Raw genomic sequence first — 14,999 nt, forward strand, 5'->3', positions numbered from 1 at the left:
GAAGGCTCCTTCGACCTGACCGAAGCGCCTCTTCCGGCGCTGGTTTCGCCGCGATCGTAACGCGCGTAGATGTCAGATAAAGCCCTGTACGGAAGCCGTTATCGGATCGTCGCGAACCACAGGTGTCCGTGCCGGTTACGAACGGTTGCCGTCCAGTAGCGCAGCGGCTGTGAACAGCTCCACGCCGACGGTGATCGCCTCCTCGTCCGCGTCGAAATCACCGCGATGCAGGTCAAGACGGCGGGTGTCCCCGGGGGTTCGCACCCCGAGCCGCGCCATGGCGCCGGGGACGTGTTCCAGGTACCAGGAGAAGTCCTCGCCGCCCAGGCTCTGCTCGGTGTCCTCGATCGCATACGATCCGCGGCGCCCGGCCATGGCGGCGGCCAGCAGCTCGATCGTCTCCGGGTCGTTCACGACCGGCGGGACCCCCCGGACGTAGTCGATCACCGTCTTGGCCCGGTGCATTCCGGCCACCTCGTCGATCGCGGCGTGGACCAGGTCCGGCGCCTCCCGCCACGCGGCGAGGTCCAGGCAGCGGACCGTTCCGGAGAGCTCGGCGTGCTGCGGGATCACATTGCAGGCGTGCCCGGTCTCCAGCCGCCCCCAGGTGAGCGCGAGTCCGGCCCGCGCGTCGACCCGCCGCGCCAGCAGCGCGGGCACCTCGGTGGCCACCTTGGCGGCGGCGGTGACCAGGTCGGTGGTCAGATGCGGACGGGCGGTGTGCCCGCCGGGTCCGTCGAGTGTGATCTCCAGCCGGTCGCAGGCCGAGGTGATCGCCCCGACCCGCAGTCCGATCCTCCCCACGTCGACCTTCGGGTCGCAGTGCACCCCGATGATCCGTCCGACGCCTTCCAGCACCCCGGACCCGATCGCGTCGGACGCACCACCGGGCAGCACCTCCTCGGCGGGCTGGAAGATCAGCCGCACCGGGTTCGGCAGCAGACCCTGCCGGTCCAGCTCGGCGAGCACGAGCCCGGCGCCGAGGACGGTGGTGGTGTGGATGTCGTGGCCGCAGGCGTGCGCCCGCTCGGGGACGGTGGACCGGTAGGGGACGCCGGCCTTGGTGTCCGGGATGGGGAGGGCGTCGATGTCCGCGCGCAGGGCGAGCATCGGCCGCGCGCCGGCACCCGCCCGTCCCGATGTGCCCACGTCGCACATGAGTCCGGTCCCGGTGGAGAGCACCTGCGGGCGGAGTCCGGCCTTCTCCAGCCGGGCCTTGATGGCCGCGGTGGTACGGAACTCCTGGTTGCCGAGCTCGGGGTGCATGTGCAGATCTCGCCGGAAGGCGATCAGCTCGGCCCGCAGCGGGTCGGGCAACGCGCCGGGCAGGGCGGCACCCTCGGGCAGATCGGCATCGGACTCGCGGGACATCAACTGGTTCACCTTCTGAAGAGTAGGCCCCTTGCCCCCTCAACTGACCACAGATCAACAAAAGTTCAGCCGCATAGAGGAACAAAATGCGGCGCCGGAGCGTGTGGCATGAGAGAGAGGTGGGTAAACTCACCCGTTTTCACCCGATGGCGCTCCCCGGCGACCCGTCCGCGAGCCGCCCACCGGCCCGGGGGTCCGCATCACCCTCCACGCTACGTCGCCGCGCCCGCACGGCACGGATGCGTCGCACACCTGAGCGATGGCCCGGGTGGGCAGGGGCACGACGGCCGCGAGGCGCGGCTCCGTACCGAGGCGCTGCGCACTCCGCCGCCCGGGCTCCGCCTGCTCAGACGGTCCGGCCGGGCAGCACGTGTCGGTAGCCGCTGTCGGTCCTCTCGGCGATCCAGCCGTTGACGCTGCTCAGCCCGCGCTCGTTGATCTGGGCGTCGTGTATCCCGAACGCCCGCCCGGGTCCGATCGCGTTGACGAAGTCGATGGCCTCCGCCGTCCTCAGCCACGATCCCTGGACCGGGACCAGGAGCGTCTCGATGGGCTGCCCGGGTACGTGCAGCGAGTCACCGGGGTGGTAGACCGCATCGTCGACGATGTAGCCGGTGTTCGCGCAGTCCGGTTCGCCGCCGTGGACGGGCGCGTGACGGCCGCCGACCGCCCGTACGCGGAATCCGGCGGCGGTGAACTCCTCGCCGGGGGTCACCCCGGTCACCTCCAGCCCGGGCAGGTCCGCCGCGGCCGGGGCGTAGACCGGCACACCGAGGCCCGCCAGCCTGAGGACGTCGACGTGATCGGCGTGCTCGTGCGTCACCAGCACGGCATCGGCGCCGGTCAGGGCGGCCGGCTCACTCCATGTGCCGGGGTCGATGACCAGGACGCGGCCTTCGTGTTCGAGCCGCACGCAGGAATGGGTGTACTTCGTGATCCGCATGGTGTCCCAACGTACCCGCGGCCCGGCCCCGGTCGCCCGGTCCGCGGGCGGGGACGCGGGCGCGGGGGCCGCACATGACCACGGCCCCGGTGGATACCGTTCGCACGGCCGCCCCGGGGCGATGTCATGCGGGTCGGGCCGCGGCCTACACCTCCGTGATCGCTGTCGCGCGCCACGGGGCGAGGCGCTGTACGTCGCGGGCCGTCTCCGTGACGCCGCTCAGGAACCCCTGGGCGCGCGGCGACGCGGTGTCGCGCAGCCATTCCGGGGCGATGTCGCAGACCGCGACCTTGACCTCCGTGCCGGCCAGCGCCAGCGGCAGGGTGTGGACGACGGTGGACGGGAAGCTCAGGACCGTGCGGCCGATCGGGCCGCGGCGGGCGATGAGTTCCAGCGGGAGGTCCGGGCGGACGATCTCCAGGCCGGTGGCCGCCTCCAGGGCGTGGAGCTTGTCGGCGGACTCGCGCCGGTGGGCGAAGTAGCGGGTCGCGCCGTGGGTACGGGACAGTGCGGCGACCGCCTCCAGGTACTGCTCCTGGTCGATCACGCCCGTCTCGACCAGGGACGTGCCGACCAGGTCCGCACCCTTGGTCAGGAGCGGCGGGCCGAACCGGCCCCGGGTCCAGGCGAAGGTGTTACGCGTGACCGTGACGCCGGGCGGAGCCTCGACCGGCATGGCGGTGAACACCTCGACCTCGCGGTTCGCCGACGGGGTGAAGCGGCGGCGGGCGGTGGCCGCGACCGGGGCCAGGATCAGGTCCCGCGGCCCGGAGCTGCCCCGCCGGTGCCAGCGCACGAGCCGTTCGCCGCGCGCGAGCTGGGCGACGAACTCCATCGTGGCGGTGCCGTCGTCGACCACCGTGAGACGGCGGGCGCGGACCATGGACAGCAGGAGCTGTACGTAGCGGGAGAACGGATCACCGATCACGATCCGGTCCGCCCTGCGCAGCATTCCGGTCAGGGCGCGCAGGGTCTTGAGCGGGGCGCCCGGGCCACCGCGCGCCTCCTGCCAGCGGACGTTGACGCCCTCGTCGCGGGCCAGCTCCGCCATCCGGCGCAGCTGGCCGCGCGACATCGGGTCGACCGGGGGGAGGACGACGACCGTGGTGTCCGCCAGGACGTGGTCGTCGCCTCCCTCCACACAGGCCCACTCCAGGACGTTCAGGAGCTGGACCGGGCTCTCGACGAAGGCGAGGTTCACCGGTCGGCCCGTCAGACCGCGACCGGCTCGGCGGCCGGGGCCGCCTCGGTGTTCTCGGCGACGACGCCCGCGACACGGCGGAGCTTCTTCATCGGGCCGAGCTCGGACTCGTACACCTTCTTGACGCCGTCACCGAGGGACGCCTCGATGGTGCGGATGTCGCGGACCAGGCGGGTCAGGCCCTGCGGCTCGACGGAGGCGGCCTGGTCGGAGCCCCACATGGCGCGGTCGAGCGTGATGTGGCGCTCGACGAACGCGGCGCCGAGGGCGACGGCGGCGAGGGTGGTCTGCAGGCCCGTCTCGTGGCCGCTGTAGCCGATCGGGACGTTCGGGTACTCCTGCTGGAGGGTGTTGATGACGCGGAGGTTCAGCTCCTCGGCCTTCGCCGGGTACGTCGAAGTGGCGTGGCAGAGAAGGATGTTGTCCGAGCCGAGGACCTCGACCGCGTGGCGGATCTGACGCGGGGTCGACATGCCGGTGGAGAGGATGGCCGTGCGGCCGGTGGCGCGCAGGGCGCGGAGCAGCTCGTCGTCGGTGAGGGAGGCCGAGGCGACCTTGTGGGCGGGGACGTCGAACTTCTCCAGGAAGGCGACGGCCTCGGTGTCCCACGGGGAGGCGAACCAGTCGATGCCGCGCTTGGCGCAGTGGTCGGAGATGGCCCGGTACTCGGTCTCGCCGAACTCGACGCGGTGACGGTAGTCGATGTACGTCATCCGGCCCCAGGGGGTGTCGCGCTCGATGTCCCACTGGTCGCGCGGGGTGCAGATCTCCGGGGTGCGCTTCTGGAACTTGACGGCGTCGCAGCCGGCGTCCGCGGCCACGTCGATCAGCGCGAGGGCGTTCTCGAGGTCGCCGTTGTGGTTGATGCCGATCTCGCCGGTGACGTAGACGGGCCGGCCGGGGCCGGCGGTGCGGGTGCCGAGGGTACGCAGACGGGAGGTGCTCATGAGGGTGTTTCCTTACTTGGTGGTGGAGTTGGTGGGGGTGGAGAGGTGGCCTGTGAGGGTGGGGCCGAGCAGCCAGGCCGCGATTTCGCGGATGGCGCCGAAGCCGCCGGGGGTGGTCGTGACGGCGCGCGCCGCGGCACGAACCGAGTCGTGGGCGCTCGCCACGGCGACGGGCCAGCCGGCGAGCGCGAAGCAGGGAAGGTCGTTGACGTCGTTTCCGACGTAGAGCACCCGCTCGGGGGCGATGCCCTGCTCGTCGCACCACTGCTTGAGCGCGAGGTCCTTGCGGTCGATGCCGTGCAGGACGGGGATCCTGAGCTTGTTGGCGCGGGCGGCGACGACCGGGTTCTGTTCGGTGGACAGGATGAGGAGGTCGAGCCCGGACTTGCGCAGGGCCGCGATGCCCAGGCCGTCGCCGCGATGGACGGCGACGATCTCGCGTCCGTCGGCGTCGATCAGGACGCGGTCGTCGGTCTGGGTGCCGTCGAAGTCGAGGACGACGGCGTCGATGTCGTCGCGGGTCGGCAGCGGCGACGGGTCGAGGAGCGGCGCGAGGGCGCGGGCGCGGGCCAGGTCGTGCGGGTCGTCGATCTCCAGCACCCTGGCGGGGTCGGTGGTGACCAGCGCGGTGTGGCCGAAGAAGCGGTGCCGGTGGGCACGGAACCCCGCCGCGTCCATCGCGTAGGCGGCGCCGGTCTCCAGCAGGTCCTGGGGGCGGTCCTGGCGGCGCGGGCGGACGGCCTTGTCGTGGTTGACGCCGTAGGTGTCCTCCTCGACCGCGGAGCCGTCGCGCCAGACGAAGCCGTGGAACGGGGCGACGGTGACGGCGGTGTCGGCGCCGTCGCGGGCGACCGCGGCGGCTACGCCGTCGATGTCCTCGCGGGTGACGAACGGGCTGGTGCACTGGACGAGCAGCACCACGTCGACGGTGCGCCCGTGCTTCGCCTCGTACGCGTCGAGTGCGTGCAGGACCGCGGCCTCGCTGGTGGCGGTGTCGCCGGCGATGGCCTGCGGGCGCTCGACGCAGTGCAGCCGGCCGGCTGCGCCGAGCGCGTTGGCCGCCGCCCCGGCCGCGTCCGCGATCGCCGCGTCGTCGGTCGTGACCACGACGTCCGTGACCTCGCGGGCGGACAGGCAGGCGCGGACCGCGCGGGCGACCAGCGGTACCCCGCCGACCTGGGCGAGGTTCTTGGCCGGGACGCCCTTGGATCCGCCACGGGCGGGGATCACGGCGAGCACGGTCGGATTCGGTGCCGGGGTCGGCGTCATCTCTGCTCCTGGATTCGTTGTCACAGCTCGCCCATCCGCCGGATCACCGGGGCGACCCGCTGGACGCCCTGCCGGTACGCGCCCCGGGCCGCTTCCCGTACCGCGTCGCGGACCGCGCCCCGTACCCCGCCGGTCTCGCGCGGAGCCGCGGCGCCGGGCAGTGGACGGCCGTCGGGGGCCAGGTGGTGGCGGGCGAGGATGCCGGGGAGGTAGCCCGGGGCGGTGGCGGGTGTGTAGTACGGGGCGAGGTCGGGAAGTCGGGGCTCGGCCAGCAGCGCGTCGACGCGGGCGCGGGCGGTGTCGTAGGAGGTGTCGTACGTGCCGTCGGCGGCGACGCCCTGGCCGGCCAGCCACTTCTCGTCGGGCTCCGGGTGCGAGCCGCCGTCGAGCCGGTCCCACGAGGTGAGCAGGCCCGAACCGATGAAGTGGTGGTTGCCGAGCGTCTCGCGGACGCCGAGATCGGTGAGGACCGCGGTGGGGATGCGCCGGTGCAACGACTCCAGCGCGGCGGTCGAGGAGACCGTGACCAGCAGGTCGGTGCGGTCCAGGACCTCGCCCATGTGTCCGTACACCAGGCGGAAGTTGGGGGGCAGCCCACCGGGCAGCCGCTCCGCGAGCCGCTGGTACGGAAGTTCTTCGATGTGCGTGGTGTGCTCACCGGGCTTGGAGCGCAGCTTCAGCAGCACCTCGCGGTCCGGGTGCAGCCTGGCGTGCTCGACGAGCCTGCGCAGCAGGTACGTACGGTCCGCGCGGGATGCGGGTACGGACGGCTGGGCGGCGAACACGACCGTGTCGCGGCCCTCCTGCGGGAGGTGCGGGGCGCCGCCGAGGAACGGCAGCGCGGCCTCCGTGACGGCCGAGGCGTCCGCGCCCACTCCTTCGTACACCGCGCGGAAACGCTCCGCGTCGTGACGGGAGTTGGCGAGGACGACGTCCGCGCCGTGCCGCAGCAGCAGCCCGTCGGCGAGCTTCTCGTAGACGACGCCGACGTAGCCGGTGACGACGACGGGCCTGGCGGGCAGCCGCAGGGTGGCGAGGCCGTGCAGCATCGCCTGGACGGCGCCGCCGACCAGGGCGAGGACGACGACGTCGTACCCCTCGTCCCGCACGGTGTGCAGGAACTCGACGGCCGTCACCTCGCGCACCCGGCCGGTCTCGACCCCGACGTCACCGACCTCGGCGAGCTGGCGGGCGGTCGGGGTGGCCCGGCCGCGCAGCAGCAGTCCGCTGATCTCGACCGGCCGGTCCGCTTCCCGGGGCGCGTCCGGGGACCCGGCGGTCAGGCGGCGCGCGGTGAGCGCGCCCCATTTCCACCGGGTGTCCGAGTCGGCGAGTACGGCCACTCGGAGCGCCGTGGTCCTGCTGGTACGTGGGGGCACGTCCTAGAAGTTAGGAAGGCATTTCGATTCGCGGCCCAACGTGACGGCAACAACTGGTTAACAGCCCGCCGACGCTTGGCGAATCGACTCCACAAAAGGTCCACGACCACCATGGATTCGGTCCGGTTCATCATTTCGACATTCGTCGTTCACCTGTCGTCCCTCCAGGGGCCAGGGCAAATGACGAGCACCCGCCTAGCGTGAGACGGGTGGTCAAGCTCTCCGTCGTCGTGCCGTTCTACAACGTGCAGACATACGCCCCCGACACCCTGAGAAGCCTGCGGGCCAACGCCCGCGAGGACTTCGAATTCATCCTCGTCGACGACTGTTCTACCGACGGGACCGCGGACATACTGCGCCGCGCCGAGGACGAGATTCCGGGGGTGGTCGTACGCAGACACACGCAGAACGGCGGGCTGGCCACCGCCCGGAACACCGGTCTGGACGCGTCCCGGGGCGAGTACCTCGCCTTCCTGGACGGCGACGACTGGCTCGCCCCCGGGTACCTCGCCGGGCTCCTCGCCCGCACCGAGGCGCTGGGCTGCGACTTCGTCCGTACCGATCACGTCCAGACCGAGGGCAGGACCCGTACGGTGCATCGCGTCCCGCACGGCAGGCGGGACGTGGTCATGGACCCGAGGGACGCGATCCTGCCCGCCGGGCGGACCACCTCGGTCGACTACCCGTACGCCTGGGCGGGCCTCTACCACCGGCGTCTCCTGGACCGCGGGCTGCTGCACTTCACCGACGGTCTGCGCACGGCGGAGGACCGGCCGTGGATCTGGCGGCTGCACCGCGAGGCGGATTCCTTCGCGGTGCTGGGACTTCTCGGAATTTTCTACCGGCGCGGCGTCGCCTCGTCACTGACGCAGATCGGTGATGTGCGCCAGCTCGATTTCATTCGCTCATTCGACCAAGTGGTACGGGAAACGGCGGCGGACCCCGAGGCACCGGCCCTGCTGCCCAAAGCGGTCCGCACGTATTGCGCCATCATTTCCCATCACATGGCCTCGATGGAGAGATTCGAACCCGCTGTGGCCCGTGCACTGAAGTCGATGAGTGCGGCTGCACTCAAGCGAATGCCGCAGGACGTGCTGGACGATGCCCTGGACTCGATGGACGTGCAGCGGGCGACCCTGCTGCGCCGGCTGCGCCGCCGCCCGGCCACCGCGAAGGAGGTGACGGCCGCATGAACAGCAGCCGGACCCGTACGACACAGATCTTCTTCGCCTCCACCCTCTACGGCGCGGCCACCCTCACCGCCGCGCTGGACGCGGGCGTCTTCGCGGACGCCGGCCGCCGCATCCTGCTCGTCTCGAACAACGCGGCGATCCCGGAGACGACACCGGCGCTCGACGCGATGCCCGGGTTCGACGCACTGCGCGGCCGGTTCGACGACGTGGTGTCGTGGAACGGCGCCATCGCCCCCTTCCACCCGAGCGGCTGGTCCCCGCGCCCGGACGATCTGCCGCTGTGGGAGCGGTATCTGCGCCTCGCCTGGGGGCTCGGCGACGACACCGTCGAGCTCGCGGTCGAGTCGATCCAGGTCAACCCGGCCATGGCCGTCGCCCAGATCTTCACCGGCGCCCCGATCGAGGTGTACGCGGACGGGCTGATGAGCTACGGCCCGACCAGGAACAAGATCGACCCGCTGATCGGCACCCGGGTGCGGCGGCTGCTCCATCTCGACCTCGTGCCGGGGCTGAAGCCCTTGCTGCTCACGGAGTTCGGGGTGGCGTCGCAGACCGTGCCGACCGAGGCGTTCCTGAAGGTCCTCGGTGAACTGGGCGACGCGCACGACGTGGTGGGGAGCGTGCCGTCCGTGGAGGCCCCCGCGCTGCTGCTCGGCCAGTACCTCTCCGCGCTGGGACTGATCAGCGCGGCGGAGGAGGAGAAGCTGCATCTGCGGATGATGCGCGGGGCGGTCGGACGGGGCCACACCCGGCTGGTGTTCAAGCCGCATCCGACGGCGCCCGCGCAGTGGTCGCGGGCGATGGAGGCGGAGGCGGCGGAGCTCGGCGCGGAGCTGACCGTGCTGGACTCGGGGGTGCTGACCGCGCCGGTCCTGGCCGAGGTGCTCTATCAGCGGATGCGGCCGGCCCTGGTCGTCGGCTGCTTCTCGACCGCGCTGCTCACGGCGTCCGCGTTCTACGGGCTGCCGGTCGCCCGGGTGGGCACGGAGATGCTGCTGGACCGGCTCTCGCCGTTCGAGAACAGCAACCGGGTTCCGGTGACGCTGGTGGACGCGCTGGTGCCGGACCTCGTCGACGGGGTCACGGCCGCGGACGCGGTGGCGCCGGCCGCGCTGAACGAGCTGGTCACCGCGGTCGGCTTCACGATGCAGCCGAAGATCTACCCGGAGCTGCGGGCGGCCGCGGAGCAGTATCTCTCCACCCGTCTCACGGCGTCGACCTGGCGCTACTTCAAGCGCAAGCGGCTCACTTCGCTCGGACTGCCGGGCGGGGTGCCCGCGCAGTTCGCGTTCCTGCCGCGGAGCGCCGCGGTGCGCAGGGTCGCGCGGCGGGCGAAGTCGTTGCGGCGGGTGGTGCTCCGGTAGGCCGGAGCGGCCGAGGACGGACGAAGGGGGCGGGGCGCCCGGCCGGCGCCCCGCCCCCTTCGCAGTGCCGTCAGACGCGCACGCCGCCCTGGATCACCCGGAGGTCCGCGGCGTTGGCCTCGGTGACCTTCCAGAGTTCCTGCTGCCGGCCGTGCACGTCGGCGACCGTCGCCGCGTGGTCGTCGAGCAGCCCTGCCGCGCGCTCCGCGAGCCGCGCGCCGAGGTGGCGGTCGTGGACGGAGATGCCCCACTGCGGCCGGTCGATGTCGGACAGGAAGTACGCCATCTTCGGGTGCGAGATGAGGCTGATGATCGGCGTACCGACACCGAACGGAATCATCCCCGCGTGCCCGCGCATCCCGATGACCAGCTTGGTCCGGGCGTACGTGGACCGGATCTCGTCGTTCTCGAAGTCGTACATCGGGATCACCGGCAACGAGATGCCGTGCTCGCGCCGCAGGTCGAAGGCGATCCGCTCGTCGTCCAGCGAGTGCGCCACGCACCGCACCTCGGCGTGCTTGCCGATCTCCTTGACCGCGGTGGCCATCTCGGCGAGGAAGTGCGCGTAGTCATGGCCGAAGCGGAGTCCGGACCGGTCGTAGGCGGCGTTGATCAGCACGGTGTTCTCGCGCTGCGCGGGGTCGGTCCACCCCTTCACCAGCTGCCGGGTGACCGTGGTCGGGCAGGGCTGGAAACGGACCTTGTCGTGCAGCGACGGCGGCAGCAGCTCCCGGACCTTCTCGATCGATCCGTGGTTGCGCAGCCCGAAGAACGAGGCGCGTTCGACCAGCTTCCGCAACGAGGAGAGGAACCGGTCCCGGCCGTGGCCGTAGGCCTGTCCGTCGAAGGCGTTGAACCCGACCGCGTACACCATGACGGGTACGTCGATCCGCTCCAGCAGCGCGTCGGGGACGTTCCACTGCCAGCCGCTGTTGCCGTTCGGCGCGGTGTCCGGGATGAAGAGGCCGCCGCCGCCGATGACCAGTCCGCGCCGGGCGTTGACCCGTTCCAGCGCGGCCTCGTCGAAGAGCCGGTGGGCGTGGACCGAATGCCAGCGGGCCGGCCCGGTGTCCTGGCCGAAGGCCAGCCGGACGCTCTCCGGGAGGAGCTTGTCCCCGGCGTTGCCCTGGCGGTCCATGTAGAAGGCGACATGCGCGAGCTGATCGGCGGCCGGTCCCTCCACGGGGGTGGCCGCGTCCTTGGTGCGCTTGTACATGAGGCGGTTCGCCCGGTGGGTCGGGTCGACCCCGAGCCCTTCGAGGGCGTACTCCGCGGCCGTGGCGTCGTCGCCGTGGATCCAGGCGATCTGGGCGAGCCGCGCGAAGGAGGTCGCCGCCCTGTTGGGGGCGGCGGTGGCGAGGAGGAGCTGGGCGCGGGCCTCCTCGTAACGCGAGACGCTCATCAGCGCGTGGCCGAGCACCTCGTGCGGCCAGGCGTCGTCGACCGGTATCCGGACGCCGCCGAGCAGGTCGGCCGCCTCCTGGTACTCCCCCGCGGCGATGTGCGCGGCGGCGACCCGGCGGGCGCTCTCCGGGTCGGCGGTGCGGCGGACGTGCGGGGTGCCGTAGTGCACCAGCAGGTCGTGGTGCTTGGTGCCGGGCAGCGCCACGTACGCGGCGTGGAACTCGGCGTCGGACAGCTCGAATTCACGCCAGCGGTCCTCGGCCTGCGCGTAGCCCGCCTCGCCGCCCTGCCAGGGCTTGTGCCGCCCGGTGAAGTGCAGGATCGCGGTGTCGTCGGGCACCGGGAGATCGCCGGAGAGCCGCCGCTTGACGAAGTTGTAGCGGGCGTCGAGCTGTACGAAGCCGCCGTCGAGAACGGCGTTGAGGATGCCCTGGTCGTGCTTGTCGAGCTCGTACGTCCCCTTGCGGCCGACCTCGTCGATCCGCGCGCAGAACTCGTCGCTCAGGTACTCGCGCTGGATGACCAGCAGCCCGCTGTTGAGCTTGTGCTGCCCGTAGAAGAACTGCGGCACGGCGGCCAGCCCGTCGCGCAGCTGCAGCAGTTCGCCGAGATCTCCGAGGACCACCATGTCGGTGTCCAGGGTGATCACGGTGTCGTATTCACGCACCCGGAACACGTCGAGGATGAAGTACGCCTTGCGCACCAGGTAGTTGTCCTGGTCGCCCTTGGCGTACGAGTCGTAGTGCTCGGCGTCGACCCGGCGGAAGTCGACGCGCGGGTGCAGCGCCCGGATCCGGGCGACGGAGTCGGGGCGCAGTCCGTCGTGCAGGACGAGGAAGTCCTCGCAGACACCGGGGTTGGACAGGGCGAGACTGCGCAGCAGGGCGAGGAAGCCCGGCAGGTAGTTCTCGTCCACGAAGCTCGCGAAGGCGACCCGGCGCTTGCCGGTGAGGGCGTTCGCGGGGGCGGGGGCCCGGAGTGCGGGCGCGGGCACGGTGGGCGTCGTCATCGCAGTCTGATCCTCATATCGGTGACGCTCTGGGCGCGTTCCATGACCCACGCCTTTTCGCTGGTGTACTCGTGCACGGAGGTGATGGGCATCTTCATCGCCGCGGGCAGCCGGTAGGCACCGCTTTCGTAGAAGTCGAAGCCGATCAGGTCGAGTTGCGGGCTGACGTCCAGGTGGTCCAGCAGCCACAGCATGTTGAAGCCGCTGGTGGGGATGGCCGGCCAGACGTCGGCGCCGACCTTGCCGATGTCGCGCAGCGGCCAGCGCAGCGATTCGTCGCCGAGGTACTGCTGGGCGCCCGGCACCAGCCGGTTGCGCAGCGAGTACTTCCAGTCGCCCGAGAGCCCGCCGAACACCAGCCGGGTGTGGACCTTCTGGTCCCAGTTGAAGCCGTGCTTGTGGATGGTCGCGTGGATGTCGGTGCGCCGTCCGGTGGCCGACGGGTCGATCCGGTACGAGTTGAAGCGGACGACCAGGTCGTACGCGTCGATCTCGGCCCCCATGGAACTGGTCCCGACGCGCTGCGAGTTGGCGATCAGGCAGATCGACTTGCCCGCGATGCGGTTGCGGAACTCACCGAGCGTCGTCCATTCGACGTCCCCGAAGGTGGGGTCGCCGATCGGGCCGCGCATCCGGGCCCTGCGCTGCTCGGCGTAGAGCGCGACCAGGTCGGTGAGAAGTGCCGGTCCGGTGGGGTCGGCGGGTCCGGCGGCGCCGCTGCCCGCCATTCCGCCCGCTTCCATCGCGAGGGCCAGGTACTGGGAGGCGGCCTCCTGGATCTCCGGCACCGGGGCACCGCTCCGGGCCTGCGCCATCAGGGCGCCGATCAGCCGCGGCCGGGCCGCCTGCCAGTCGCCGCGCTCCCGCAGCGCCAGACCCTCGGCCCAGGACGCGGTGACGGACCGGCCGGCGAATGCGGCGGCCTCCGGGCAGTCGCGCTCCAGCTTCCGCAGCAGCTCGTTCTGACGCTCGGCGCCCACCCGCAGGCCGGCGATCTTCGCCGCCACCCCGAAGCCGTCGTCCTCGGTCAGCGCGAGGTAGTGCTCGTACGCGTCGACGGCGGCGGCCTCCGCGCCCATCGCCTCCAGCGTCCGGGCCCGCAGCCGCCAGCCAGCGCGGGAGCGCTTGCGCTGCGTCAGGACGGTGTCGGTGATGAGGATCGCGAGCTTCAGCTCGTCCTCGTAACCGCAGTCCAGCGCCTTGTTGCCGACCGCGAGCAGCGGGTTGAGCAGGGCGTCGCCGAGGACGAGCGCGGAACCCGGTCCGCCCTTCCCTGGGCGTCGCAGCAGCGGCACCGGGGAGGCCGCGGGGGCCGACTGCTCCATGGTGGCGTGGGTGGCCAGCAGGCTCCGCAGCGCCTCCGCGAGCGCGGCGCGCCGCCGGTCGAGCCCGGCGACCAGCTTCCCGCTGTGCGCGGCGCACGCGCGCAGGCAGGTCTCCAGTTCCGCCGGCCGGACGGTGGCGAGGTGGGACGTGCCGCCTTCGGGCGGGGCCGCGTCCTCCGCGTCACGTTGCCGTGGCCAGCGGGTGCGGGCTTTCGTCATGGCGCTCCAAGCGTCTGGGTGCCCGTGGGGGGAAGGGGCGTAGGAAGGGGTACGGATGTTCGGCGACCTTCGAGGTTCCGTAGCACGTTAAGAAACCTGAACGGCCGCGAGATGAACTCGCCCTGTCAGCACGGGAAACTGCTTCCCTCCGCGCGTTTCCGGGCCTTCCGGCGTCCTAGCCTGACCCTTCGCCACCGTGGGAAGGGACGTCAGTGACCATCACACCGGAGATACCGGGCAGGACCGTCGAACGGGCTCCGGCCGGTCCGGCGCAGGACGGAATCCGGCCGCCGCGGCCCCGCGCCAGGCCGCGGCTGCGTGCGCTGGACGGGCTGCGGCTGGTCGCCGCGCTGATGGTCGCGGCGTACCACTACGGCGGCCGGGGCGGTGAGATCACGAAGGCGTGGGGGGTGTCCGCCGCCTCCCTGTTCCCCTCCGCGCACACCTGGTTCGCCTACGGCTGTCTCGGGGTGCAGATCTTCTTCGTCATCAGCGGCTTCGTGATCTGCATGAGCGGCTGGGGCCGCAGCCTGGCTTCGTTCTTCGCCTCCCGGGCCGCCCGGCTGCTGCCCGCGTACTGGGTGTCGGTGCTGCTGGTGACGCTGGTCTTCGCGCTGCCCGCGGTGGTGTACGAGGCGGTCTCCCCCAGCGACGTGCTGGTCAATCTGACGCTGCTGCAGCAGCCGCTGGGCGTGGACCGGGTGCTGGGCGTGTGCTGGACGCTGTGGGCGGAGATCCGGTTCTACGCCCTGTTCGCCGTGTGCGTCGTCCTGCCGGGGGCCGGCCGGCGGCGCATCGTGCTGTTCTGCGCCGTGTGGACGCTGGCCTCGGCACTCGGCAAGGCGTCCGGCGAGCCGCTGCTCGACGTGGTCCTGATGCCGGAGTACGCCCCGTTCTTCATCGGCGGCATCGGGCTCTACCTCGTCCACCGCAACCGGCGGGACGCCACCGCCTGGGGCATCGTCGGGGTCAGCTGGCTGCTCGGCCAGCACTACGCGGTGGCCGATCTGTGGCACCCGGCGGGTCCGCACGACTTCTCGTACCGCTCCTCGCTGGTCATCATCGCGATCGTGACCGCGGGGTTCTGCGCGGTCGCCGCCATCGCGGTCGGCGCCCTCGCCCGATTCGACCATCCGTGGCTGACGGTCGCCGGAGCGCTGACGTACCCCTTCTACCTCGTCCATGAACATCTGGGGTGGGTGGTGGTGGGCACGCTGCACCGCCGCTTCGGCATCCCCGCCTGGGAGACGGCGGCGCTCACCGTGGTGCTGATGCTGGTACTGGCCTGGCTGATGCACCGGTACGTCGAGCGTCTGCTCACCCCGCGGCTGCGTCGCGCGCTGTCGGGCGGGACGGTGGCCCGCTCCGCCTGATC

11 protein-coding genes are annotated in these 14,999 nt (G+C 71.7%); 3 read left to right on the top strand and 8 right to left on the bottom strand.

All coding sequences use genetic code 11. The annotated features are described in order from the left end of the window. Positions 1–135: 135 nt before the first annotated feature. The 6 genes from ACFVXE_RS21945 to ACFVXE_RS21970 form a co-directional block, all read right to left on the bottom strand. Positions 136–1,371 (bottom strand): amidohydrolase, encoded by a 1,236-nt coding sequence (locus ACFVXE_RS21945; RefSeq protein ID WP_389673363.1) that lies wholly within the window; start codon positions 1,369–1,371, stop codon positions 136–138. 346 nt (positions 1,372–1,717) lie between these two features. After that, positions 1,718–2,314 carry an MBL fold metallo-hydrolase gene (locus ACFVXE_RS21950; RefSeq protein ID WP_389673285.1) on the bottom strand — a complete coding sequence of 199 codons (597 nt, stop codon included), beginning with the start codon at positions 2,312–2,314 and terminating at the stop codon, positions 1,718–1,720. Positions 2,315–2,459: 145 nt separating this feature from the next. Beyond that, entirely contained in the window at positions 2,460–3,515 is a 1,056-nt protein-coding gene (locus ACFVXE_RS21955; protein ID WP_389673287.1) for a hypothetical protein, read from the bottom strand. An 11-nt stretch (positions 3,516–3,526) separates the two neighbouring features. Beyond that, positions 3,527–4,462 carry an N-acetylneuraminate synthase family protein gene (locus tag ACFVXE_RS21960; protein ID WP_389673289.1) on the bottom strand — a complete coding sequence of 312 codons (936 nt, stop codon included), beginning with the start codon at positions 4,460–4,462 and terminating at the stop codon, positions 3,527–3,529. A 12-nt stretch (positions 4,463–4,474) separates the two neighbouring features. Then, a complete protein-coding gene (locus tag ACFVXE_RS21965) occupies positions 4,475–5,731 on the bottom strand; it encodes a cytidylyltransferase domain-containing protein (protein WP_389673291.1) in 1,257 nt (418 codons plus the stop codon). A 20-nt stretch (positions 5,732–5,751) separates the two neighbouring features. Further along, entirely contained in the window at positions 5,752–7,110 is a 1,359-nt protein-coding gene (locus tag ACFVXE_RS21970) for a DUF6716 putative glycosyltransferase (protein WP_389673293.1), read from the bottom strand. A gap of 209 nt (positions 7,111–7,319) precedes the next feature. On the opposite strand from ACFVXE_RS21970, the gene ACFVXE_RS21975 reads away from it, so the two are divergent. Continuing rightward, positions 7,320–8,303, top strand: coding sequence for a glycosyltransferase family 2 protein (locus tag ACFVXE_RS21975; RefSeq protein WP_389673295.1), 984 nt, complete (start codon positions 7,320–7,322; stop codon positions 8,301–8,303). Continuing rightward, positions 8,300–9,667, top strand: a complete 1,368-nt coding sequence (locus ACFVXE_RS21980; RefSeq protein ID WP_389673297.1) for a polysialyltransferase family glycosyltransferase — start codon at positions 8,300–8,302, stop codon at positions 9,665–9,667. Before ACFVXE_RS21975 ends, ACFVXE_RS21980 begins: the two co-directional genes overlap by 4 nt. Positions 9,668–9,737: 70 nt before the next feature. Here the strand turns inward: ACFVXE_RS21980 and ACFVXE_RS21985 are convergent, their stop codons facing one another. Continuing rightward, positions 9,738–12,080, bottom strand: a complete 2,343-nt coding sequence (locus ACFVXE_RS21985) for a glycosyltransferase (RefSeq protein ID WP_389673299.1) — start codon at positions 12,078–12,080, stop codon at positions 9,738–9,740. After that, entirely contained in the window at positions 12,077–13,624 is a 1,548-nt protein-coding gene (locus ACFVXE_RS21990; RefSeq protein ID WP_389673301.1) for a hypothetical protein, read from the bottom strand. Before ACFVXE_RS21990 ends, ACFVXE_RS21985 begins: the two co-directional genes overlap by 4 nt. 212 nt (positions 13,625–13,836) lie before the next feature. Between ACFVXE_RS21990 and ACFVXE_RS21995 the strand changes: the two genes are divergently transcribed. Further along, complete coding sequence (locus ACFVXE_RS21995) at positions 13,837–14,997, top strand: acyltransferase family protein (protein ID WP_389673303.1); 1,161 nt, start codon at positions 13,837–13,839, stop codon at positions 14,995–14,997. Positions 14,998–14,999: the final 2 nt, after the last annotated feature.

The organism is Streptomyces sp. NPDC058231 (assembly GCF_042882275.1).
In the GTDB taxonomy this organism is placed as follows: Bacteria; Actinomycetota; Actinomycetes; order Streptomycetales; family Streptomycetaceae; genus Streptomyces.

What these genes read in the sequence shown, in the direction of transcription:
- ACFVXE_RS21945 (WP_389673363.1), bottom strand. Translation starts at nt 1,371, where the DNA reads ATGTCCCGCGAGTCCGATGCCGATCTGCCCGAGGGTGCCGCCCTGCCC.
- ACFVXE_RS21950 (WP_389673285.1), bottom strand. Translation starts at nt 2,314, where the DNA reads ATGCGGATCACGAAGTACACCCATTCCTGCGTGCGGCTCGAACACGAA.
- ACFVXE_RS21960 (WP_389673289.1), bottom strand. Translation starts at nt 4,462, where the DNA reads ATGAGCACCTCCCGTCTGCGTACCCTCGGCACCCGCACCGCCGGCCCC.
- ACFVXE_RS21965 (WP_389673291.1), bottom strand. Translation starts at nt 5,731, where the DNA reads ATGACGCCGACCCCGGCACCGAATCCGACCGTGCTCGCCGTGATCCCC.
- ACFVXE_RS21980 (WP_389673297.1), top strand. Translation starts at nt 8,300, where the DNA reads ATGAACAGCAGCCGGACCCGTACGACACAGATCTTCTTCGCCTCCACC.
- ACFVXE_RS21985 (WP_389673299.1), bottom strand. Translation starts at nt 12,080, where the DNA reads ATGACGACGCCCACCGTGCCCGCGCCCGCACTCCGGGCCCCCGCCCCC.
- ACFVXE_RS21990 (WP_389673301.1), bottom strand. Translation starts at nt 13,624, where the DNA reads ATGACGAAAGCCCGCACCCGCTGGCCACGGCAACGTGACGCGGAGGAC.